This window comes from Bacillus cereus group sp. BfR-BA-01453 (assembly GCF_022662915.1).
GTDB classification, from domain to species: domain Bacteria; phylum Bacillota; class Bacilli; order Bacillales; family Bacillaceae_G; genus Bacillus_A; species Bacillus_A paranthracis.
The window spans coordinates 24,436-46,562 of sequence record NZ_JAKUEN010000009.1 but is presented as its reverse complement, the minus strand read 5'-3'; the positions used below and the strand labels follow the sequence as shown (position 1 = coordinate 46,562).

Below are 22,127 nucleotides of genomic sequence, written 5' to 3'. Positions count from 1 at the left end.
AGGGATATGCAACGTTTCAGTACCAATTAATAAGAAGGAGGAGTGTATAAAGTGAAGACGGTTATAGAAGGCGTGTATAGTCCTTGTTACGGGAAAGTTGAGAAGTTATTTGTTACGGAAAGTTCTTACGTATACGAATGGGAGAAATTAGCGTTAATTGAAACAATAGATAAACAGAAAGTAGAAATTAAGGTAGGAATCAGTGGATATATCGATTCATTAGAAGTAGTAGAAGGACAAGCTATCGCTGATAAAAAGTTATTAATAACAGTGAGGGATGATCTTTTAATAACAGGTAGTGATTAATACTATGTATTTTGCTCTTTTCAATAATTATTTTTCGTATAAAAAATTTTAAAAACGCTTACATGAAATGGGTTTCCAAAGGGAAAAGGGGGGATTTTTATGATGGATCAAAACCAAGGATTAAAAAGGGAATTGAAAAGCAGACACATATTTATGATTGCACTTGGAGGAGTTATTGGTACCGGACTTTTTTTAGGATCGGGGTATACAATTCATGAAGCTGGGCCTGGAGGAGCGATTGTAGCTTATCTTGTTGGAGGATTTGTTATGTATTTAACGATGCTCTGTCTCGGAGAATTAGCTGTTGCGATGCCTGACGCAGGATCTTATCAAACGTATGCGACGAAGCATATTTCCCCTGCAGCGGGTTATGTAGTCGGATGGATGTCGTGGCTAAACTGGTCGGCTACAATAGGTATTGAATTAATTGCAGTTAGTATTTTAATGAAACGATGGTTTCCTGATGTACCGTCTTGGATTTGGTGCGTAGTGTTTGCGGCATTACTTTTTGCTATTAATGCGTTATCTTCAAGAAGTTTTGCAGAAGTTGAATTTTGGTTTGCAAGTATTAAAGTCATTACAATCATTGCATTTATTATTTTGGGCGGAGCAGCAATGTTTGGTTTTCTAGATATGAAAGGAAATGAACCAGCACCAATGTTTTCTAGCTTTACTGATTATGGTGGGTTGTTTCCAAATGGATTATCCGCTATTTTAATTACGATGATTGCTGTTAATTTTTCCTTCCAAGGAACAGAGCTAGTTGGTATTGCAGCTGGAGAGAGTGAAAATCCAGAGAAAACGATCCCGAAGGCAATTAATAATACAGTTTGGCGTATACTTGTGTTCTTTGTATTATCTATTTTCATTCTTGCAGGATTATTCCCATGGCAACAAGCAGGAGTGATAGAAAGTCCATTCGTAGTTGTATTTGATAAAATTGGTATTCCTTATGCAGCCGATATTATCAATTTCGTTATTATTACAGCGGTTCTATCCGTTGCGAATTCAGGATTATATGCAACTTCTCGTATGCTATGGTCTATGTCTAATCAAGGAATGATTAGTCCGATTTTCGGTAAGTTATCTAAAAATGGTGTTCCTATTTATGCATTGATTGTAAGTACAATTGTAGGTTGCCTTTCATTACTATCAGGTATTTATGCGGAAGATACAGTTTATTTATGGCTACTTTCTATTGCTGGGTTCGGAGCGATATTAGTTTGGGCATCTATTGCTCTATCTAACTTATTAGCTAGAAGGGCGTATATAAAGCAGGGCGGGGATGTGAAAGACTTGAAATTTAAAACACCGCTGTATCCATTCGTTCCACTGCTTGCGTTAGTATTAAATATAACAGTAATTGTAGGTATGGCCTTTATTCCAGAACAAAGAATGGCATTGTATTGTGGTATTCCCTTTATGATTGTTTGTTTACTGTTTTACCGTGCGACAAGAAATAAGGGGGGTAACTTAGAGCATATTGAAAAGACAAAGACAACAGAAATAGAAAGTTTATAATAGTGATTAATTTGGAGACTGTAAAATTGTAAACAGTCTCTTTTTTTGTGAAAATAAAGCTGGAAACATACTACGTATGCAAAGGGGAATTAGCGATGAATGAAGAAGTTGCACAGCTATTAGAACAGATTGATCTACGAAAAAATGAGTTACTAGAGCTTACAAAAACATTAATTCGTTTTGAAACACCAGCACCGCCGGCGAGAAATACAAATGAGGCGCAAGAATTTGTTGCACAGTTTTTAAGAAAACGAAATTTTAGTGTTGATAAATGGGATGTATATCCGAATGACCCGAACGTTGTTGGGGTGAAAAAAGGAATAGAAAGTGACACATATAAAAGTCTTATTATTAATGGGCATATGGATGTAGCGGAAATATCAGCAGATGAGGCGTGGGAAACGAATCCGTTTGAGCCATTTATAAAAGATGGTTGGTTAGTTGGACGTGGTGCAGCAGATATGAAAGGGGGACTGGCTGGGGCACTATTTGCTATTCAGCTTTTACAAGAAGCAGGCATTGAATTACCTGGAGATGTAATCTTTCAATCCGTAATTGGGGAAGAAGTTGGAGAGGCGGGAACACTTCAATGCTGTAAAAGGGGATATGAAGCTGATTTTGCAGTCGTAGTGGATACGAGTGATTTACATATGCAAGGACAGGGGGGCGTAATTACTGGATGGATTACTGTGAAAAGCCCCCAAACGTTTCATGATGCAACACGTAGGCAAATGATCCATGCAGGGGGTCGTTTATTCGGAGCGAGCGCGATTGAAAAAATGATGAAAATTGTGCAAAGTTTACAAGAATTAGAGCGTCATTGGGCAGTCATGAAAACATATGAAGGCTATCCATCTGGAACAACAACAATTAATCCAGCTGTTATTGAAGGCGGAAGACATGCAGCATTTATTGCGGATGAGTGCCGGTTATGGATAACAGTACACTTTTATCCGAATGAAACACATGAACAAATAATAAAAGAAATTGAAGAGTATATTGGGAAAGTGGCAGCTGCCGATCCATGGCTAAGTGAAAATCCACCACAATTTAAGTGGGGCGGAGAATCAATGATTGTGGATCGTGGCGAAATTTTTCCTTCTTTAGAAATAGATAGTGAACATGCAGCTGTAAAAACGCTTAGCTCAGTACACGAATCAATTCTTTCTAAAAATGCAATTTTAGATATGTCTGCAACGGTAACGGATGGTGGTTGGTTTAGTGAATTTCATATTCCGGCCGTTATTTACGGACCAGGTACATTAGAGGAAGCTCATTCAATAAATGAGAAAGTAGAAATAGAACAGTTAATTGAATTTACAAAAGTAATAACAGCATTTATATACGAATGGTGTCATACGAAAAAAATAGATTAGTATGTTGAAATCGTACAGGTATGTATACTTGTACGATTTTTTAGTGAACTATTTCAGAGTTGGATAGAAACAACTGAAATAGTTCTTTATTTTTCTATGTCTTTCGTTTTAGCTCAATTAATTTCTCTTTCGCTAATTCAACAGCAATTGCATCATCTAAATAACCAATTGGAAAGAGATAGTCGGGAATAATATCTGTCGATAAAATGAAATACAGTAATGCGCCGCCAAGAACTGCACGCTCTTCTTTTGAAATCGTTTCATTGCAAAATTGTTGATACATATCCGTTAATTGTTCAATGAAAGGACCAGCGCTATCAATTTGTTCTAACTTGCTTGCAAAACTTTCATGAATACGTTTTTCACCCTCTGTTGTTTGCGCATATCGTTCATAGTTTTCAAGTTCTTGTTTTACGCGGGTTGTTGTGTAGTCGAAATCGAATAAGTTAGAGGATTGCAGCGTTTGCTGAATTGTATCAAGAGATGTGTACATATCCGTCTTTTCTTTATTAATGTGAGGAGAATCCGGATACATTTCATCAAATAACAATTGGGGTGGAACTTGCAGACATTCTGCGAATTTTTGTAGGTGTTTTTGTTTTGGCGGTTGTTTACCATTCATAATTCTTGAGATTGTTGCGGGATCAATATTTGTAAGCATTCCGAGTTGACGCATAGATAAGGCACGTTCTTTTAAAAGTTTTTTTATTAATCTACTAAGCCGCTCATTTGGATTTTCTTTAGGCATAGCGAAGGCACTCCTTTTTATTGTTGAAAAAATGTTGAGTATTTATTACATGTATATGAAACAGACAGGCACAGTTGCTCAACATTTTCATAAGATGCATTGAAAAGTGAGAAAAAGGGGTGGCTATTTATGAGTACGGCAGGTCTATTTTCAATTTTTTTAATTGGGATTGCTTCTAATTTAGATAATGCAGGTGTTGGGATTGCATATGGCATTCGTAAAATTAGAATTTCGTGGTTCAACAATTTTATTATCGCATTTTTTGGTTTTTTATTTACTTTATTAGCTGGATTTTTTGGGAACTGGATTGCGTTATTTATTTCAGAGTTTACAGCAAACTTGATTGGAGCAATCGTTTTAGCGATAATCGGTGTGTTTATTTTGTGCCAGCCTTTCTTGGGGCAAAGAAATACCGTAGGCTCTAAAGATGGTAATGTACTTATGGGAATTTTACGTGATCCAGAAAAAGCAGATTTTGATGGTTCTAAAACAATTAGTTTTTCAGAAGCAATTGTTTTAGGGATTGCGTTGTCTATTAATAATATTGCAGGTGGATTTGATGCTGGAGTAACAAACTTGAACCTTTGGCTTACAGCAACTATTTCTGGGGTGTTTAGTTTTATTTGCATAAGTGGCTTTGCGTATGTAGGAAAACGATATTTAGCAGAATACTTAGGGAAATGGGCTACGGTTATTGCGGGTGTGTTATTAATTCTTATCGGGATAGATCAGTTGTTGTAAGGAGAGTAGAAAACAAGGTTCGAGTATTTCCTTGGAAATACAGCAAGGGATTGCATATATCGACGTACTTTTCTCCATACTAATACGGATTTCTTTTAAGAAAGGGGGATTTGTATGGGACGCGGGAAAGCATTTGATCATAAGAAAAAAGGGCATGATCACCAACCACCTAAAGGTGCGTTCATTCATAAAGATGTAAATGAACATACTTTGGAAGAGGAAGAGCTACCAGTAAATATTGAAGCGTATAAAAATAGTTTGAAAAAACATTAAAAGCACCTACATAGGTGCTTTTTTTAACGTATATCTTCAATTAATTGTTCTGATTCTTCATGCATACTGTACTCACTTAATACTTGGATACAAAGCCACTTTAATTCTTCAATCGTATGTTCAAGTTCTTCAGGAAGCACATGATGAATGTCTTCAAGTCCCATTCCGAAATGAATAAGTTCAAGTACTTGATCATCGATGTTCCGATCCATTAATAGTTCAAGTACTTCTAAATTGAATATGTATCGGTGAGCTTCATCGAGTGAAACAACTTTTAGCTTTAAGCTTTCTACAATACTCAATATAAAAAGAAGAATTGTTTTTTCAAGAACAGGCTGTTTTCCCATTTGAAATATTAGTTTCATCTTTCACACCTCCACATATAGCGCTAGGTTGTACTATATTATTCAGGAGGGGGGAGCAAATATGCATGATATAGAGAAACTTTCAGTACGGTTTCTGTACGGTCATGGATAGCTGATAAAGTTAAGATTTTTATGAAATGAAAAAATCCTGCTAGTATAGCAGGATAGTTCTGAATTAAAAAATGCTCCAACCTTCTTGAGCAGAAAGAAGTTCAAGAATTTTAAAACCAGCGATACTATTTCCGTTTGCATCTAAAGCTGGTCCGAAAATACCAATTCCCATTTCGCCTTTTACACAGCCGAAAATGCCACCAGCTACACCACTTTTTGCGGGGATACCAACACGAATCGCAAATTCACCAGACTCGTTATACATACCGCATGTAACCATAAATGTTTTACAAATCTTTGTAATATGCTTAGGGATAATTTGTTTTTCCTTATATGGATCATATCCATCCATTGCAAAAATTAAACCGATACGTGCTAAATCGATACAGTTTACCTCAACTGCACATTGACGAGTGTATAAATCCATCAGTTCTTCGATATCACAATCAATAATTCCGTTTTGTTTCATATAGTAACAAAGTGAACGATTTAAGTAAGCTGTCTCTAATTCTGAATTCGCAACTTTAGAAGAATAATTAATAGTAGGATTATCTGTTATTTCACGTACGAAATGAAGAATGCGCTCCATTTTTTCTTCATTATCTTTACCTGCTAACATGCTTGTAATGGCTAGTGCCCCTGCATTAATCATTGGATTAAGTGGTTTAGAAGGACTTGTCGTTTCTAATTTAATAATAGAATTAAATGGATCACCGGTTGGTTCCATTCCAACTTTAGAAAATACATATTCTTCACCACGATCTAAAAGGGCAAGTGCAAGTGTAATTACTTTTGAAATACTTTGAAGAGTGAATAGTGTTTGTGAGTTGCCAGCATGGATGTATTCTGTTTCTTTATGAAAAATGGCAATCCCTAAATCATCTGGATTGGCATTTCCTAGTTCGGGGATATAAGTAGCAAGCTTTCCTTTTTTCGTATATGGTTTTACTTGTTCTAACAACTGTTGTAAGTTGTTTGTCTCAATGCACTGCATAGTACCAACGCTCCTATTTTGAATTAACTAAGTTTACTTTTCCCGATATGCTCGGAAATAAATAATAACATGAAAAAGTGGAATGATAAAACGAAAGTTGCATGTTCTATAGTGGGTCTTTCGTTTCGCGTATTTTGTAGTGAAAAAGGAGAAATTTCCTTTTATATAACAGTTTGGAAATAGGAGATTTATCCATAAAAAATTCAAAAATAAAAACTACACATCTATACAACTATATGTTATTATGGTTATGTAAATAGAAAGCGTTTTCTAAGGCGTACTTATAATGATAACGATTTCATAAATTTGATAGGGGGAATTAAAATGTTGCAGTTTTTACAACGTATTGGTAAAGCGTTAATGCTTCCAATTGCCGTACTACCAGCAGCAGGATTATTGCTTCGTTTAGGACAAGAAGACGTATTTAACATTCCTGTTATGGCACAGGCCGGTGCAGCAATTTTTGATAATTTAGCACTTATTTTTGCAATTGGTGTTGCAATCGGTTTGTCTGTTGACGGTAGTGGAGCAGCTGGACTTGCCGGAGCAATCGGATATCTTGTTTTACAAAATACAACGAATGCTCTAAGTAAGACGTATTCAGCAGCAGAGTTAAATGATAAATTAAAAAGTGTTCAAGATTTAGTCGGTTCAGTAGATCCAACTAAATTAGCAGATACAATGACAAAGGTTTCAAAAGCAGCGGCGTTAACGCCGAAAATTAATATGGCCATACTCGGTGGTATTATTGCAGGGGTTGTTGCTGGGTTACTATACAACAAATTCCATAAGATTAAGCTACCAGAATGGTTAGGATTCTTTGCAGGAAAACGTTTTGTACCAATCATTACTTCAATCGTGATGCTTCTTTTAGGATTAGTATTCGGTCAAATTTGGCCAACGATTCAAAGTGGTATTGATGCAGTAGCACACGGTATCGTGAACTTAGGTTCAATTGGTGCTGGTTTATTCGGATTATTAAACCGTTTATTAATTCCAATCGGTTTACACCACGTAATGAACACATACTTCTGGTTCGTACTTGGTGACTTTACAAATGCAGCTGGCGATATCGTTCATGGTGATATTGCACGCTTCTTTGCAAAAGATCCATCAGCAGGTATGTTCATGACTGGTTTCTTCCCAATTATGATGTTCGGTTTACCAGCAGCATGTTTCGCAATGATTGCAGCTGCTAAACCAGAAAAACGTAAAATGGTTACAGGTATGTTAGGTGGTCTAGCATTAACTTCATTCTTAACTGGTATTACAGAGCCAATTGAATTCTCATTCATGTTCTTATCACCAGTATTATATGGTATTCATGCTGTATTAACAGGTCTGTCTCTATTCATTACAACAACACTTGGCATTCACGATGGTTTCTCATTTAGTGCTGGGGCAATCGATTACTTCTTAAACTTCGGTATTGCAACAAAACCATTGTTACTAGCAGGAATTGGTTTAATTTACGCAGCAATTTACTTTGTAGTATTCTACTTCTTAATTAAGAAGTTCGACCTAAAAACTCCTGGTCGTGAAGATGAAGAGGAAGTAGCTGAAGGCGAAGAAGCTCCAGTTGCAGGTTCAATTGGTGAAACTTACGTAGCAGCTTTAGGTGGAAAAGAAAACTTAACAGTTATTGATAACTGTGCAACACGTCTACGCTTACAAGTGAAAGATGCTGGTCAAGTAAACGAAGCAGCATTAAAACGTGCTGGTGCAAAAGGTGTTATGAAATTAAGTAACACGAGTGTCCAAGTTATTGTAGGTACAAATGTTGAATCTGTTGCCGATGATATGAAAAAACACGTATAAATAATGAGATAAGAGGATATCCGAAAAGATTGATGACATCAATTTTTTTAGAGGATATCCTCTTTTTTTGTTAACAATTTAACAGCAATCTTACTTTTGTAAATTTTCTTTTTCTTTTTTATACATATAGGTTGGTAATATGTGCAGTGCGTGATAAAGTAGGGATGACATAGAATGGCGTATCCATAATCTACTAAAAAAAATCTTTAGTAGAGGGAGTAAATTATTGTTGAGTAAGGGGAAAAAAGCAATCATGGATCAGGAAAAAAATAATGCGAATGGGAAAGCACGTCGGCCGATTGTATACATAAAAAGAACAATCATTATCGTCTTACTATTTTCAGTTGTATATTTCATGTATACAAAAATTGTTGCGCATAATAAGAAAGAAGAAACTTTAAAAGCAGCAGCAGAAATGAAGAAACAAGAAGAGCTAAAAAAGAAAGAAGAAAAAAAGAAGCAAGAAGCACAAAAACAAAAAGAGCAGGAAGAACAAGTGAAGCAAGCACAAGCTGCAGAACAGCCTGCTGAGGGACCACCTCAAGAAGTTAATGAAAACGCTCAATTAGATCAATATTTACAAAATACAGGATTTAGCGGGACAGCGGTTATTGTGAAGAACGGAAAAGTTCTTTTGAATAAAGGATACGGTATGGCGAATAAAGAGAAACAAGTACCGAATAATTCAGAGACAACTTTTTATATTGGTTCTATTTCAAAGGCATTTGTAGCGACTGCTATTATGCAATTAAAAGATCAAAATAAATTAAACGTAGAGGATACGATTGCAAAGTATATTCCAGATTTCCCTCAAGGTAATGGGATTCAGTTAAAACATTTACTAACACATACATCAGGAATTCCAGAGTATGAACAGGGAACAGAGGATATTTCGCATGAAGAACTGATAAAACGAATAGGAAACCAAAAGCGTGTTGGGGGTCCAGGAGAGAAATGGAAGTATTCCGATTCTAACTATTCGATACTCGCCTATATTGCTGAGAAGGTAAGCGGACAACCGTTAGAAGAGTATATTAAACAACATATTTTTGCTACTGCTGGTATGAAACATTCTGGTTTTGGTAGAGAGCTAGAACAAACAAGATTTCCATCGACAGGTTATAAAATAGTAAATAACAATATGACAACACCTAATATTCCAAGTATGTCACAACTTTATGGTTGTGGTGATATATATACAAGTGCCCATGATTTATATTTATTTAATGAAGCGCTCTTCTCTGGAAAGTTGATTTCAAAAGAAAGCTACGATCAAATGTTTACAGGTGGAAAAAAAGATTACGGGTTTGGATGGTACGTAGACCCGGGAAGTTATTCGAATCACGGTGTAATGCCAGGCTGGAACTGTTTAAATGGATTTAGTAAAAATGGTAGTGTGTATGTTGTTTTATTATCTAACATTCAAAACAATATTAAATCGTTTGGTAAAGTGAATAATGACATTTATACGATGTTACGAAATATTGAAGTGTAAGAGACTATCTTTTTAGGTAGTCTTTTTTTTATGTGATTAGAACATATTGTTTCGTTGAAAAATGTATGTCTTACCTATCACAAAAAGAGTCTGCTTTGTATACATTAAGATGTATGGATATGTTTTTATACTTTAAAAATAATAGGAGGAGAAGTGTATGTGTCTGTTCGGTAAGTATTGGAAAAAGTTATCGAGATTGTTTAATAGGCAATTAGATTACTTTTTAGATAATAAGTTATTACCTGCTGTGGAAAGACTTTTATTTTCACAAAACTTCGCGAGATTTATTCAAAGAAACTCTAAGCAAGCTACGGAAGAAGTTATTGAATCAAGTAGATTTCAATCTATTATTTGTAACATTTTAAAAGAATGTAATACATCACCTTTTAAAGAAATTGCAGAACAGTATTTGGGTAAAAACGTAGAAATTACTGTGACAGTCGGACAGTTAACAGGTGTGATTGTAGCAGTTGGTGATGATTTCTTAACACTGCAAGAAGGAATAGGAACAGAAGTTTTATTACCATTTACAAGTATTATATCAATTAAAGAAGCGTAAGAAAGGAGAGTTATATATGTTATTTACTGATGAATTACGTAACCATGTTGGTGAACTAGTGCAAGTTGTGACAGCTGTAGAAATCATTGCGGGCGTTCTTTTATCTGTGACGGATGGGGCAGTAATTATTCGTACTTCTCCTTCTTATGGACCACCAGAAGATGTAGCTGTACGTATTCCTATTATTGCTTATATTCGCTTGGAAGGGTAAGAGTGATACAAGTATGAGAGTGTCAGTTGTGATTCCAGTGCATAATGAAGCAAGTACTTTATCAAAAGTTTTAGTAGAAGTAAGGAAGTTGGAACCATATGAAATTATCATAGTAGATAATGGATCGACAGATGGTACGAAAGAAATAGCGCTACAGCATAATTGTCGTGTGATTTATTATAGATATTCTCTTGGTAATGATGTGGGACGGGCAATTGGCGCTAGAGAAGCAAAAGGTGAAATTGTCTTATTTTTAGACGGTGATATCGTCATGAAAAGTGAAGAATTATATCCTTTTATTAAAGGAATACAACAAGGACATCAAATTGTTTTGAATAACTTAACATGGTCTGTTTATTTAAAAGTACGACCGCATTATACGACGGTTGGAAAATATATGTTAAATCGTTATTTGAACAAGAAAGAATTTGTTGTAGGGTCTTTAATTGCGATACCACATGCAATCAGTCGTGAAGTGATTGAAAAACTAGGGTGGTGGAATTTAGCGGACCCAGCACTATTTCAAGCGATGGCGATGTCTAGAGGAGTAGATATTTCTGATATGGCTTCAGTTGATGTCATTTACACAAATAAAGTTCGTCCTGTCCATACGGGCACATCACCTGGCTCTCCTTATCCGAAAGCGACTAGTCGTATTATGGGTGATCATTTGCGAGCTTTACAATACGTAATCGAAACATACGGTAATCGCGGTGGTTTTTCTGAGGGCAATAAAGATAGGGAGTTTGTAGGAAAGTATAAACCAGTTTTATTGCAAAAGAAAAAAGCGAAATATAGTGCCATTATCCCAGTATCAGAAGAGAAAACAACTATAAGGTCTGTTATACAGGAAGTGAAAAAAGCGGGTGTAGATGAAATTATAGTTGTTGCGAATGGAGCTGCCGTAAAGACCATTAAACAAGTAAAGCTAGAGAATGTTATTGTTGTTGAGTTGGAGGAAACGCTTGGGCATAATGTAGCACGGGCGATAGGGGCCATGTATGCTACGGCAGATATTTGTTTATTTGTTGATAGTGATTTTGTTATTCCAGCAACAAATTTAATTCTATTTTTGCGCGCTATTGAAGATGGAAGTGATGTGGCATTAAATGATTTACAGTGTTTATTAGATATGTTTCATCCAGCAGATCCAATTAGCATGGGAAAATATTTTGTGAATTTGATAGCGAAGCGACCAGATTTATGGAATAACTCATTAACAGCAGTACCACACGCTATGCATAAAAAAGTAATAGAGAAAATTGGTTATGATTCTCTTGTGATTCCTCCATTAGCTCAGATAAAAGCTATTTTAGAAGGATTCTCTATTACAGCAGTAGAGTTAGTAGATGTTATAAAAACAAATCGAGTACGTCCAGAGCAACACGAATTTGTAAATGGGCGTATTTCAGCATTTGATCGTATTTTCGGTGATCAAATTGAGGCGATTGCGTATTTATTACAATGTACGGACGAACGCGGTGGCTTTACGGATGGAGATAGAGATAGAGATATCATTCAACAATTGAGAAGGGAAGAAGAGAATACAAATGAATAGTAGTAAAGTAGCTATTATTGGCTTAGGGTATGTTGGCCTTCCTTTAGCAGTCCATTTTGCAGAGAGAGGGCATACAGTACTTGGGTTAGATAAAGATATTAGAAAAATAGAATCAATTATAAAAGGAGAAAGTTATATTCCGGACGTTTCTTCTAAAGAGTTACAAAGTTTATTGATGAAAAAAAAATTAATAGTGAACACACCGGATCAAGGCATTGCTGATTTTCAAAATAGTGATTATGTTATTGTTACTGTCCCGACTCCAATTAATGAACAAAGAGAACCAGACTTAAGTGCCCTCATTTCAGCCTCACATTATATACAACAAAACCTTCAAAAAGGACAAACCTTCATTTTTGAAAGCTCCACATATCCAGGTACACTCGAGGAAGTTATCATTCCTATTATTTCTCAAACAGGGAAAAAGGTAGGAGAAGATTTCTATATCGGATATTCCCCTGAGAGAATTGATCCGGCTAATAGTCACTATTCTGTTCAAACGATTCCAAAAGTTATTAGTGGACAAACAGAAAAGTGTAAACAAAAAGTTCAGGAGTTGTATAGCACTACATTTGATGTAGTTGTTCCAGTTAGTTCTCCGAAAGTAGCGGAAATGTGTAAGTTATTTGAAAATATTCAGCGCCTAGTCAATATTTCCTTAGTAAATGAGTTAAACACACTATGTGAAAGTTTAGGAATTGATTTTTATGAGGCGCTTGAAGCGGCATCTACAAAACCGTTTGGATTTACTCCATATTGGCCAGGACCAGGAATAGGAGGACATTGTATTCCAGTAGATCCTTTATATTTCCAATGGAGAATAAAAAGAAATGGGGAAATTAGTCAATTAATTGAGGCTGCACATGTGATTAATGAAGAAATGCCAGAGAAAATAGTCAGGAAAGTAAAAGGTATAGTGCAATCACCTGCATCAGTTTTAATTGTAGGAGTTGCGTATAAGAAAGATGTAAATGATTTGAGAGAATCACCTGCTTTACCAATTATTGAATTGTTAATAAAAGAAGGATATGAAATCGAATATCACGATCCATATATTTCTTCTGCAAAGTTTGGAGATAAGGTGTATCAATCTGTTTCTTTGGATGAACAAGTCGTTAAACAAGCGAATTGTATTTTAATTTTAACAGACCACTCTAATATCGATTGGAAGGTTTTTAAAGGGATAAAGCAAGTCGTAGATACACGTGGAATTATAAAGAAGGTGAGTGTATGAGTAAGAAATGTTTAATTACAGGTGGAGCAGGATTTATTGGATCGCATTTAGCTGAAGAGCTGGTGAAAAGAGGTTATGATGTCACTATCGTTGATAACTTCTATAAAGGGAGAAATAAATATCATGATGAGTTAATGAAAGAAATTCGGGTTATTCCAATAAGTGTTTTAGATAAAAATTCTATTTATGAATTAGTAAATCAACATGATGTAGTGTTTCATTTAGCAGCAATTTTAGGTGTGAAAACGACAATGGAAAAGAGTATAGAGCTTATTGAAACGAATTTTGATGGAACGAGAAACATTTTACAAGCAGCGCTAAAAGGAAAGAAGAAAGTAGTTTTTGCGTCTACTTCAGAAGTATATGGTAAGGCAAAGCCACCCTTCTCTGAAGAGGGAGATCGATTATACGGGGCAACTTCTAAAATACGTTGGAGTTATGCAGTGTGTAAAACATTAGAAGAAACATTATGTTTAGGATACGCATTAGAAGGTTTACCGGTAACGATTGTTCGTTATTTTAATATTTATGGTCCAAGAGCGAAAGATGGTCTGTATGCAGGGGTAATCCCGCGATTTATTAGTGCGGCTTTGCAAGGAGAAGACATTCTCGTATATGGAGATGGAGAGCAGACACGTTGTTTTACGTATGTAAGTGATGCGGTAGAGGCAACGATTCGGGCAATGGATGAGAAGGTAAATGGTGAGATTATTAATATAGGTTCTGAGAATGAAAAGAGTATAAAAGAAGTAGCAGAAGTAATTAAAAAACTAACGAAATCTTCTTCGAAAATTGTTCAAGTTCCTTTCGAAGAGGTATACCCACATGGCTTTGAGGAAATTCCAAATAGAAGACCGGATGTTGCGAAATTAAGAGAACTTGTTCAGTTTCAAGCAGAAGTAACGTGGGAAGAAGGATTGAAAGAAACTATTAAGTGGTTCCGTGAAGAAAATAATGGCTAAGTCACTATCGGTCATTATACCTGTATGTAATGAAGCTGAAACGATTTCAGATGTTATCCAATCGGCAAAAGGATTAAATCCAATAGAGATTATTGTAGTAGCAAACGGTTGTAACGATGGTACAGAAGAGGTTGCTGAGCATTTAGGATGTAAAGTACTGCGGTATACAGAAAAGCTTGGAAATGATGTTGGACGTGCAGCTGGTGCCAAAGAAGCTATAGGTGATGTACTACTATTTATAGATGGCGATTTTGCTATTCAAACTTCAAAATTACAGTTATTTCTTAATCCGATTTTATACAATCAGGCAGATGTAGTTTTAAATAATTTGGACGCATTATTTTTAAAAAGGCAAAAACCTAATTCTATTACAGTATGGCGCCAAATATTAAATGCAATATTAGAGCGTGAAGAGTTAAAAATTGATTCTTTATTAGCTGTACCTCATGCGTTGACGAAAGAAGTTGTTCAAAGTATTGGATATGAATGTTTTGTTAATCCTATTCTCGCTCATTTACGTCTAGTTCAAAGCAAATGGAGAATTAGTCGACATTGTGCAATTGACGTTATTACGCCAAATAAATTTCGGCCGACCGAGCATGCTGCGTATGGCGCAGGTCTTTCTCATTCTGAAAAACGGATGATAGGTGACCATATAGAAGCTGTAGCGGAGCGAATAGTAGGTAGCGATGAGCGCGGAGGGTATTATGATGGAAATAGGAAAAGAGATAGTGTCTATCATACTTTAGATTTTGAAGATTTTTATCAAGGATGGGGCGTTACATCTAATTTGTATAAGGGAAAGCAATTATCGGTCATTATTCCTGTACAAGATGAAGAGAAAACAATTGGAAACGTTATAGAAGAACTTCGCAAAATTGAACCTTTTGAAATTATCGTTGTTGTAAATGGTTCGTCCGATCAAACAGCAACGATTGCAAAAGAAAAGGGAGCAACGACAATCGTATATAAAGAAGCACTCGGAAATGATGTGGGGCGCTCACTTGGAACGTATTTTGCAAAAGGAGAAATTGTGTTATTTATAGACGGCGATTTTGTTATTCCAGCGAGTGAGTTATATCCTTTTGCGAAAGCTATTGCAGATGGAACAGATGTTGCATTAAATGATTTAAATCATTATTTAGATTTAAGAGTACCGCTTCATCTTGTAACTGCATTTAAATATGCATTAAATTTAGCTTGTGATAGAAAAGATCTAGGCGTAGGCTCTCTTATCGCTGTACCGAATGCGTTTAGTCGTAAGTGTTTGAAAGAAATTGGATATAGATCTTTACTGGCACCGTGTGTAGCCCAAGTGAAAGCTATTCTTTCAGGATTTGAAGTTGCATGTGTAAGTCGTGTTGAGGTCGATAAGATGAACCGTATTCGTCCCAGTGAACATTTTGCTAAAATAGGTCATCCACCAGCTGTACTTCGAATTATTGGTGATCATATAGAAGGGTTAGAGCAATTAATTGGATTAACAGGCAGTCGTGGTGGATTCCATGATGGAAATAGAAAAAGAGATATTTTATAAGTAACAAAAAAGTGTACAACATATGTACACTTTTTTGTTCTGTTATAAAAAACTATAACAGATTAGGAGATAAGAGTATTACAGCTCTACAATGGGTATTGTTTTTATATTACAAAATAGGACTCGTATATAAGAATACCAAAAAAATACAATTAAGGAAAGGGTTAATTTTAAAGACTTTCAAATGAAGTTAACACTATGTATATAGTAGTTTGCTCAATATTTCACAAACATGTCACAACTATTTCGTTCACTTTCGTAAAAAAGTAGTATTCTAAGTGTGTAAGCTGTTATATAAAAAATCTTAGTCCTGTACTAATCAAAAATGGAGGAGATTAGGATGACTCAAGTATTAGAAAATGTTAAAAACGCATGGGAAAACTTTAAAGGTGAAAAATGGAAAGCAGAGATTGATGTTCGCGATTTCATTTTAAATAATGTAAACGTTTACGAGGGAGACGAATCTTTCTTAGCGGGAGCAACTGAAGCAACGAAACAACTTTGGGATCAAGTAATGGATTTAACAACGAAAGAACGTGAAAACGGTGGCGTTCTTGATATGGATACAAAAATTGTTTCTTCTATTACATCACATGAACCAGGATATTTAAATAAAGAGACTGAAAAAGTAGTCGGTTTCCAAACTGATAAACCATTTAAACGTTCTTTACAACCATATGGTGGTATTCGTATGGCGGAACAAGCTTGTGAATCTTATGGATACGAAATGGATAAAGAGCTTAGTCGTATTTTCAGAGATTGGAGAAAAACTCATAACCAAGGTGTATTTGATGCTTATACACCAGAAATGAGAGCTGCTCGTAAATCAGGTGTTATTACGGGTCTTCCAGATGCATACGGACGTGGACGTATTATCGGTGACTACCGCCGCGTAGCATTATATGGAGTAGATCATTTAATTGAAGCGAAGAAAACAGATTTAAATTTAACTGGTGGTGTAATGAGTGAAGATACAATGCGTTTACGCGAAGAGTTATCTGAGCAAATACGTGCACTTCAAGAGTTAAAACAAATGGCTGCTTCTCATGGCTTTGATATTTCTAAGCCAGCAACAACTGCTCAAGAAGCATTCCAATGGTTATACTTTGCATATCTTGCAGCAATTAAAGAGCAAAACGGAGCTGCAATGAGTCTTGGACGTACTTCTACATTCTTAGATATTTATATTGAAAGAGATTTAGCAAATGGTACTTTAACAGAAGAAGACGTACAAGAAATTGTGGATCACTTCATTATGAAATTACGTCTTGTGAAATTTGCAAGAACACCTGATTATAATGAGTTATTCTCTGGTGACCCAACTTGGGTAACTGAGTCTATCGGTGGTATGGCATTGGATGGTCGTCCATTAGTAACAAAGAACTCATTCCGTTTCTTGCATACATTAGATAATTTAGGACCAGCTCCAGAACCAAACTTAACAGTTCTTTGGTCTAAACAATTACCACAGAACTTTAAAAACTACTGTGCGAAAATGTCTATTAAAACATCAGCAATTCAATATGAAAATGATGACATTATGCGTGCTGACTATGGCGATGACTACGGAATTGCTTGTTGTGTATCTGCAATGAGAATTGGTAAACAAATGCAGTTCTTCGGTGCACGTGCAAACTTAGCAAAAGCATTGCTATATGCGATTAACGGTGGTAAAGATGAAAAATCTAAAGCACAAGTTGGTCCTGAGTACGCACCGATTACTTCTGAAGTATTAGATTATGAAGAAGTTATGCATAAGTTTGATATGACAATGGAATGGTTAGCGGGTCTATATTTAAACACATTAAATGTTATTCACTACATGCACGATAAATATAGCTATGAACGTATTGAAATGGCACTTCACGATACAAATGTTCTTCGTACAATGGCAACAGGTATCGCGGGTCTATCTGTAGTAGCAGACTCTTTAAGTGCAATTAAATACGCAAAAGTAAAACCAATTCGCGATGAAAACGGAATTGCAGTTGACTTTGAAATTGAAGGAGATTTCCCTAAATACGGTAACAATGATGACCGTGTAGATGAAATTGCTGTAAATCTTGTGAAAACATTTATGAATAAACTTCGTAAACACAAAACATATAGAAATTCTGTTCATACAATGTCAATCTTAACAATCACATCTAACGTTGTATACGGTAAGAAAACTGGTAACACTCCAGATGGTCGCCGTACTGGAGAACCATTTGCACCAGGTGCGAACCCGATGCATGGACGTGATACAAAAGGTGCGTTAGCTTCATTATTATCTGTAGCTAAATTACCATATGAAGATGCACAAGATGGCATTTCTAATACATTCTCTATTATTCCAAAAGCACTTGGTAAAGAGGATGAAGTACAAGTACGTAACTTAGTATCAATGCTTGATGGTTATGCAGTAAAAGAAGGACATCACTTAAATATTAACGTATTTAACCGTGAAACATTAATGGATGCAATGGAACATCCTGAGAAATATCCACAATTAACAATTCGCGTATCTGGTTACGCTGTAAACTTTATTAAATTAACTCGTGAACAACAAATCGATGTAATTAACCGTACAATGCATGAAAGCATGTAAATGAAAAAAGTATCCCTCTGCATTTTATAAATAGCAGAGGGAGGCTGTTTCAATAAAGGAGGAAGTAACATGGTAAAAGGAAGAATTCATTCTGTAGAGTCTTGTGGTACTGTTGATGGCCCAGGAATTCGTTATGTCATATTTACACAAGGGTGTTTATTACGTTGTCAATATTGTCATAATGCTGATACGTGGGAGATCGGTAAAGGAAAAGAAATAACAGTCGAAGAAGTAATGCAGGATGTGACATGTTACCTTCCTTTTATTGAAGCTTCCGGAGGCGGTATAACAGTTAGTGGTGGGGAACCATTATTACAACTAGATTTCTTAATTGAATTATTTAAGAAATGTAAGGAAATTGGCATTCATACAACAATTGACTCTTCGGGTGGTTGTTATTCTGAAGAACCAGAATTCCAAAATAAGCTAGATATTTTAATGGAGTACACAGATTTAGTTTTATTGGATTTAAAACATATTGATTCAAAGAAACATCGTAAATTAACAGGAAAACCAAATGAACATATTTTACAATTTGCTCGTTATTTATCGGATAAAAATAAACCGATTTGGGTACGACACGTATTAGTTCCTGGTGTTACTGATAATGAAGAGGATCTACAAAAGTTATCTAGCTTTATTCAAAGTCTGTCTAATGTTCAAAAAGTTGAAGTGTTACCATATCATAAGCTTGGTGTATATAAATGGGAGGCACTTGGACATAAGTATCCACTTGCGAATGTAGAACCACCTACTGAAAAAAATGTAGAAGAAGCAAGACATATTTTACAAGCAGTCTAATCCAAATATTGGATTAGGCTTTTTGCTTTCTTTACAATAAAACCTAGAGTATATATAGAGAAAAGAGTATACTAAAAATAGAATATCCATATTTTTGTAAGGAATAAGTAGAGAAATTTACATAATTGTAAAGGGAAATCAAAATAGTAAAAAGAATTAAGAAGTAAAAGAGTGAGTATCATGGAATAGAGAACATTTGTAAGTTATTGCGAAAGCTCTTATAGGAAAGTATAATGTAAAGATATGAGCACAGATAGGATTAAGGGGTCAATCTTATATGCTTTGCATATCCACGACAGGTACATAGCTGAAAGAGAAATATTAGAGTCTGTTTATGTAATTTTTAAGGAAAATGTTTTTCCTATTGTCGTATATGCAATATGGAGAAACAATAAGCTAGGAGTGGATTTGTTTGATAAAAAACCCCAAGGTTTTAATATTAACTGCACATTACGGAAACGGTCATGTGCAAGTAGCGAAAACATTAGAGCAAACATTTCGCCAAAAAGGGATTAAAGATGTAATTGTATGCGATTTGTTCGGAGAATCACATCCGGTTATAACCGATATTACAAAATATTTATATTTAAAAAGTTATACAATAGGAAAAGAATTGTACCGCTTGTTTTATTATGGCGTAGAAAAAATTTATGATAAAAAAATAGCATCTTGGTATGCTAATTTTGGAAGAAAACGTTTGAAATTACTTTTACAAGCGGAGAAACCGGATATTGTTATTAATACTTTTCCGATTATAGCTGTACCAGAATTAAAAAAGCAAACAGGTATTTCAATTCCTGTGTATAACGTATTAACGGATTTTTGTGTGCACAAAATATGGATTCATCGGGAAGTAGATCGTTATTTTGTAGCAACTGATCACGTAAAAAAAGTTATGGTTGATATTGGTGTGCCTGCGGAGCAAATTGTTGAAACTGGAATTCCGATTCGTAGTAGTTTTGAGTTAAAGATCAATTCAGATATTATATATAATAAATATCAGTTATGTAAGAATAAAAAGATTTTACTAATTGTAGCAGGTGCTCATGGAGTATTAGGAAGTGTAAAAGAACTATGCCAATCATTTATGTCAGTACCTGATTTACAAGTAGTTGTCGTTTGTGGGAAAAATGAAGCGTTAAAACAGGATTTGGTAGGATTACAGGAAAAAAATCCTGATGCATTAAAAGTATTTGGTTATGTAGAAAATATTGATGAACTATTCCGTGTTACTTCTTGTATGATTACAAAGCCAGGCGGTATTACGTTAAGTGAAGCGGCAGCATTGCAAGTACCTGTCATTTTATATAAGCCTGTTCCAGGACAAGAAAATGAAAATGCGATGTACTTTGAAAGAAAAGGGGCTGCAGTTGTCATTCGTGATGATAGTGAGGTTTTTGCAAAAACAGAGGCGTTATTACAAGATGATATGAGGCTTCTTCAAATGAAAGAAGCGATGAAAAGTATTTATCGTCCAGAGCCAGCTGATCATATTGTGGATACAATTTTGGCAGAAAACCATGTAGAACCGAATCATATACCTATTAAATCACCTGCTCTTGCACAATCATTTACTTAATATGAAACCCTCTTTTGTATGTTTAAAGAGGGTTCTTTATTATTTTCGAAGATAAAGACTTATCCACATGAAGAGTGCGCTTTCATTAAACAGTAAAGTCGGAATATTAACAACTATATCCACATTATCCACAATTTTTAGAAAAATATCCACAATTCTAACATTTGATGTACGTTACAATATATAAACTTTTGAAAGATTTATTCAATTTATTCACAATTCTATAAATTATGTGGATAACGTTATCCACATAAAAAAGGTTCCTTATTTATAAGGAACCTTTTTTACTCTATCACGTAGAAAAAATATGTAATGAGAATGAATAATTAGGGGGGAGAACTTCTAATTATTCATTCTCACTTTAAATACTTTTCGAACGATAACCCGCTGCGCGATCTGCTTTACGAAATTCTCGTTGGTAGAGAACTTCTTGTGTACTAGATAATGCGTTTTTTGTTTTGTCACGTTTCTTTTTATCCATTACAAATCACCTCGTGTCCTAAAGTCACTATTTATCGTTTCCAAAGACATGGGGTGATATACGTATAGGTCAAAATGTTAATGGTTAATTATTATTTCTGAAAATTTAGATTATGCTTCTTTTAAGTGATGAGAATCTTGGAACGTTGTATCTCGCATTGTAGCAAGTGTATATTGATCTTTTGGAATTTCATATAAGTTATATACTTCTTCATTTGCGTTAATTTCATCATAAACGGCTTTTCTTGTTTCGTTTGCTAGATTTACATATTGTAATTTTTCTGCAGCTTTAATAGAACGAATATTTATTTTGCGAATACGCATAAAGATCGTTTCAATATCTAACTCGTAGAAAAGTTCGCTAAAAAATGAATCTTTTGCCAATTTATTGTAGCCTTTTCCGTGATAAGGTTTGCCAAGCCATGTTCCAAGGAATCCGGCTTTTTCTTGCACATCAAATAAAGTAATTGTTCCGATAGGGTTACCCCATTCATCTAAAATTGTGCGTGAAATTAATTCCCCACGCTCTTCAGCTTCAATCGTTTGTTTCGTTAAAAATAAATATTCCTCATAAGAATAAGCCTTTTGACGCACAAAAGGGAAGACAGCTGGATCCACCATTAACTCGTATAGAACGTGGCTGTCGTGTAAGTCGCGTTTTTTCAACATACTAACTCCTCCTCACACGAGGGTAGCATGACGAAAAAACACCCCACCCTCGAAATTTTTATATCAATCTTTAAAAAATTTCGGGGTGGGAATCGAACCCACTAGAACCAGTTTCTAACGCTGGTGGCGCACCATTTGCCTTCCCCATTCATCAATTTGAAAATGATAATCACGACACAAATTGATTATGGTTTCATTC

At 35.2% G+C, this 22,127-nt stretch carries 22 protein-coding genes; 17 read left to right on the top strand and 5 right to left on the bottom strand.

The annotated features are described in order from the left end of the window. Window positions 1–51: 51 nt before the first annotated feature. The 3 genes from MR070_RS17900 (at window position 52) to MR070_RS17890 (ending at window position 3,203) form a co-directional block, all read left to right on the top strand. Window positions 52–306, top strand: coding sequence for a biotin/lipoyl-containing protein (locus tag MR070_RS17900; protein WP_242261728.1), 255 nt, complete (start codon window positions 52–54; stop codon window positions 304–306). A 99-nt stretch (window positions 307–405) separates the two neighbouring features. Continuing rightward, window positions 406–1,827, top strand: coding sequence for an amino acid permease (locus MR070_RS17895; RefSeq protein WP_242261727.1), 1,422 nt, complete (start codon window positions 406–408; stop codon window positions 1,825–1,827). A gap of 95 nt (window positions 1,828–1,922) precedes the next feature. Next, window positions 1,923–3,203 carry an acetylornithine deacetylase gene (locus tag MR070_RS17890; protein ID WP_242261726.1) on the top strand — a complete coding sequence of 427 codons (1,281 nt, stop codon included), beginning with the start codon at window positions 1,923–1,925 and terminating at the stop codon, window positions 3,201–3,203. A 94-nt stretch (window positions 3,204–3,297) separates the two neighbouring features. Here the strand turns inward: MR070_RS17890 and MR070_RS17885 are convergent, their stop codons facing one another. Then, window positions 3,298–3,951, bottom strand: coding sequence for a helix-turn-helix domain-containing protein (locus MR070_RS17885; RefSeq protein WP_001123720.1), 654 nt, complete (start codon window positions 3,949–3,951; stop codon window positions 3,298–3,300). A 129-nt stretch (window positions 3,952–4,080) separates the two neighbouring features. Between MR070_RS17885 and ytaF the strand changes: the two genes are divergently transcribed. Further along, window positions 4,081–4,692: a sporulation membrane protein YtaF gene (gene ytaF, locus MR070_RS17880; protein WP_000100718.1), complete on the top strand. Its 612-nt coding sequence runs from the start codon at window positions 4,081–4,083 to the stop codon at window positions 4,690–4,692. Between the two features lie 114 nt (window positions 4,693–4,806). Continuing rightward, a complete protein-coding gene (locus tag MR070_RS17875; RefSeq protein WP_000532409.1) occupies window positions 4,807–4,965 on the top strand; it encodes a hypothetical protein in 159 nt (52 codons plus the stop codon). Window positions 4,966–4,988: 23 nt separating this feature from the next. On the opposite strand, the gene MR070_RS17870 is transcribed toward MR070_RS17875, so the two are convergent. Both MR070_RS17870 and glsA read right to left on the bottom strand, forming a co-directional pair. Next, window positions 4,989–5,330, bottom strand: coding sequence for a DUF3969 family protein (locus MR070_RS17870; protein WP_000766603.1), 342 nt, complete (start codon window positions 5,328–5,330; stop codon window positions 4,989–4,991). A gap of 175 nt (window positions 5,331–5,505) precedes the next feature. Continuing rightward, the gene (glsA, locus tag MR070_RS17865; protein ID WP_001149852.1) at window positions 5,506–6,435 is read right to left on the bottom strand and encodes a glutaminase A; all 930 of its coding nucleotides are present in this window, start codon (window positions 6,433–6,435) and stop codon (window positions 5,506–5,508) included. Window positions 6,436–6,504: 69 nt separating this feature from the next. Between glsA and MR070_RS27135 the strand changes: the two genes are divergently transcribed. The 12 genes from MR070_RS27135 to MR070_RS17810 all read left to right on the top strand — a co-directional run bounded on the left by MR070_RS27135 (window position 6,505) and on the right by MR070_RS17810 (window position 20,779). After that, window positions 6,505–6,618, top strand: coding sequence for a hypothetical protein (locus MR070_RS27135; RefSeq protein ID WP_002020305.1), 114 nt, complete (start codon window positions 6,505–6,507; stop codon window positions 6,616–6,618). A gap of 141 nt (window positions 6,619–6,759) precedes the next feature. After that, window positions 6,760–8,253, top strand: a complete 1,494-nt coding sequence (gene nagE / locus MR070_RS17860) for an N-acetylglucosamine-specific PTS transporter subunit IIBC (RefSeq protein WP_000938880.1) — start codon at window positions 6,760–6,762, stop codon at window positions 8,251–8,253. A gap of 253 nt (window positions 8,254–8,506) precedes the next feature. Beyond that, the gene (locus tag MR070_RS17855) at window positions 8,507–9,748 is read left to right on the top strand and encodes a serine hydrolase domain-containing protein (protein ID WP_000371818.1); all 1,242 of its coding nucleotides are present in this window, start codon (window positions 8,507–8,509) and stop codon (window positions 9,746–9,748) included. 157 nt (window positions 9,749–9,905) lie between these two features. Then, complete coding sequence (locus MR070_RS17850; protein WP_046953685.1) at window positions 9,906–10,307, top strand: LSm family protein; 402 nt, start codon at window positions 9,906–9,908, stop codon at window positions 10,305–10,307. A gap of 16 nt (window positions 10,308–10,323) precedes the next feature. Further along, on the top strand, window positions 10,324–10,518 hold the full coding sequence (locus MR070_RS17845; RefSeq protein ID WP_242261725.1) for an LSm family protein: 195 nt from the start codon (window positions 10,324–10,326) through the stop codon (window positions 10,516–10,518). A gap of 13 nt (window positions 10,519–10,531) precedes the next feature. Continuing rightward, a complete protein-coding gene (locus MR070_RS17840) occupies window positions 10,532–12,076 on the top strand; it encodes a glycosyltransferase family 2 protein (protein WP_242261724.1) in 1,545 nt (514 codons plus the stop codon). After that, the gene (locus tag MR070_RS17835; RefSeq protein WP_242261723.1) at window positions 12,069–13,310 is read left to right on the top strand and encodes a nucleotide sugar dehydrogenase; all 1,242 of its coding nucleotides are present in this window, start codon (window positions 12,069–12,071) and stop codon (window positions 13,308–13,310) included. Before MR070_RS17840 ends, MR070_RS17835 begins: the two co-directional genes overlap by 8 nt. Beyond that, window positions 13,307–14,272, top strand: a complete 966-nt coding sequence (locus tag MR070_RS17830; protein WP_242261722.1) for an NAD-dependent epimerase/dehydratase family protein — start codon at window positions 13,307–13,309, stop codon at window positions 14,270–14,272. Before MR070_RS17835 ends, MR070_RS17830 begins: the two co-directional genes overlap by 4 nt. Continuing rightward, entirely contained in the window at window positions 14,265–15,809 is a 1,545-nt protein-coding gene (locus MR070_RS17825) for a glycosyltransferase family 2 protein (RefSeq protein ID WP_242261776.1), read from the top strand. The genes MR070_RS17830 and MR070_RS17825 overlap by 8 nt, the downstream gene beginning before the upstream one ends. Window positions 15,810–16,149: 340 nt before the next feature. Further along, the gene (pflB, locus tag MR070_RS17820) at window positions 16,150–18,399 is read left to right on the top strand and encodes a formate C-acetyltransferase (RefSeq protein WP_000195490.1); all 2,250 of its coding nucleotides are present in this window, start codon (window positions 16,150–16,152) and stop codon (window positions 18,397–18,399) included. 69 nt (window positions 18,400–18,468) lie between these two features. After that, a complete protein-coding gene (gene pflA, locus MR070_RS17815) occupies window positions 18,469–19,200 on the top strand; it encodes a pyruvate formate-lyase-activating protein (protein ID WP_000238474.1) in 732 nt (243 codons plus the stop codon). Window positions 19,201–19,612: 412 nt separating this feature from the next. Next, window positions 19,613–20,779 (top strand): diglucosyl diacylglycerol synthase, encoded by a 1,167-nt coding sequence (locus MR070_RS17810; RefSeq protein ID WP_000594714.1) that lies wholly within the window; start codon window positions 19,613–19,615, stop codon window positions 20,777–20,779. A 361-nt stretch (window positions 20,780–21,140) separates the two neighbouring features. On the opposite strand, the gene MR070_RS17805 is transcribed toward MR070_RS17810, so the two are convergent. Further along, the gene (locus tag MR070_RS17805; RefSeq protein WP_000358485.1) at window positions 21,141–21,260 is read right to left on the bottom strand and encodes a YfhE family protein; all 120 of its coding nucleotides are present in this window, start codon (window positions 21,258–21,260) and stop codon (window positions 21,141–21,143) included. A gap of 110 nt (window positions 21,261–21,370) precedes the next feature. Then, the gene (locus MR070_RS17800; protein WP_000914738.1) at window positions 21,371–21,928 is read right to left on the bottom strand and encodes a GNAT family N-acetyltransferase; all 558 of its coding nucleotides are present in this window, start codon (window positions 21,926–21,928) and stop codon (window positions 21,371–21,373) included. Between the last annotated feature and the right edge of the window lie 199 nt (window positions 21,929–22,127).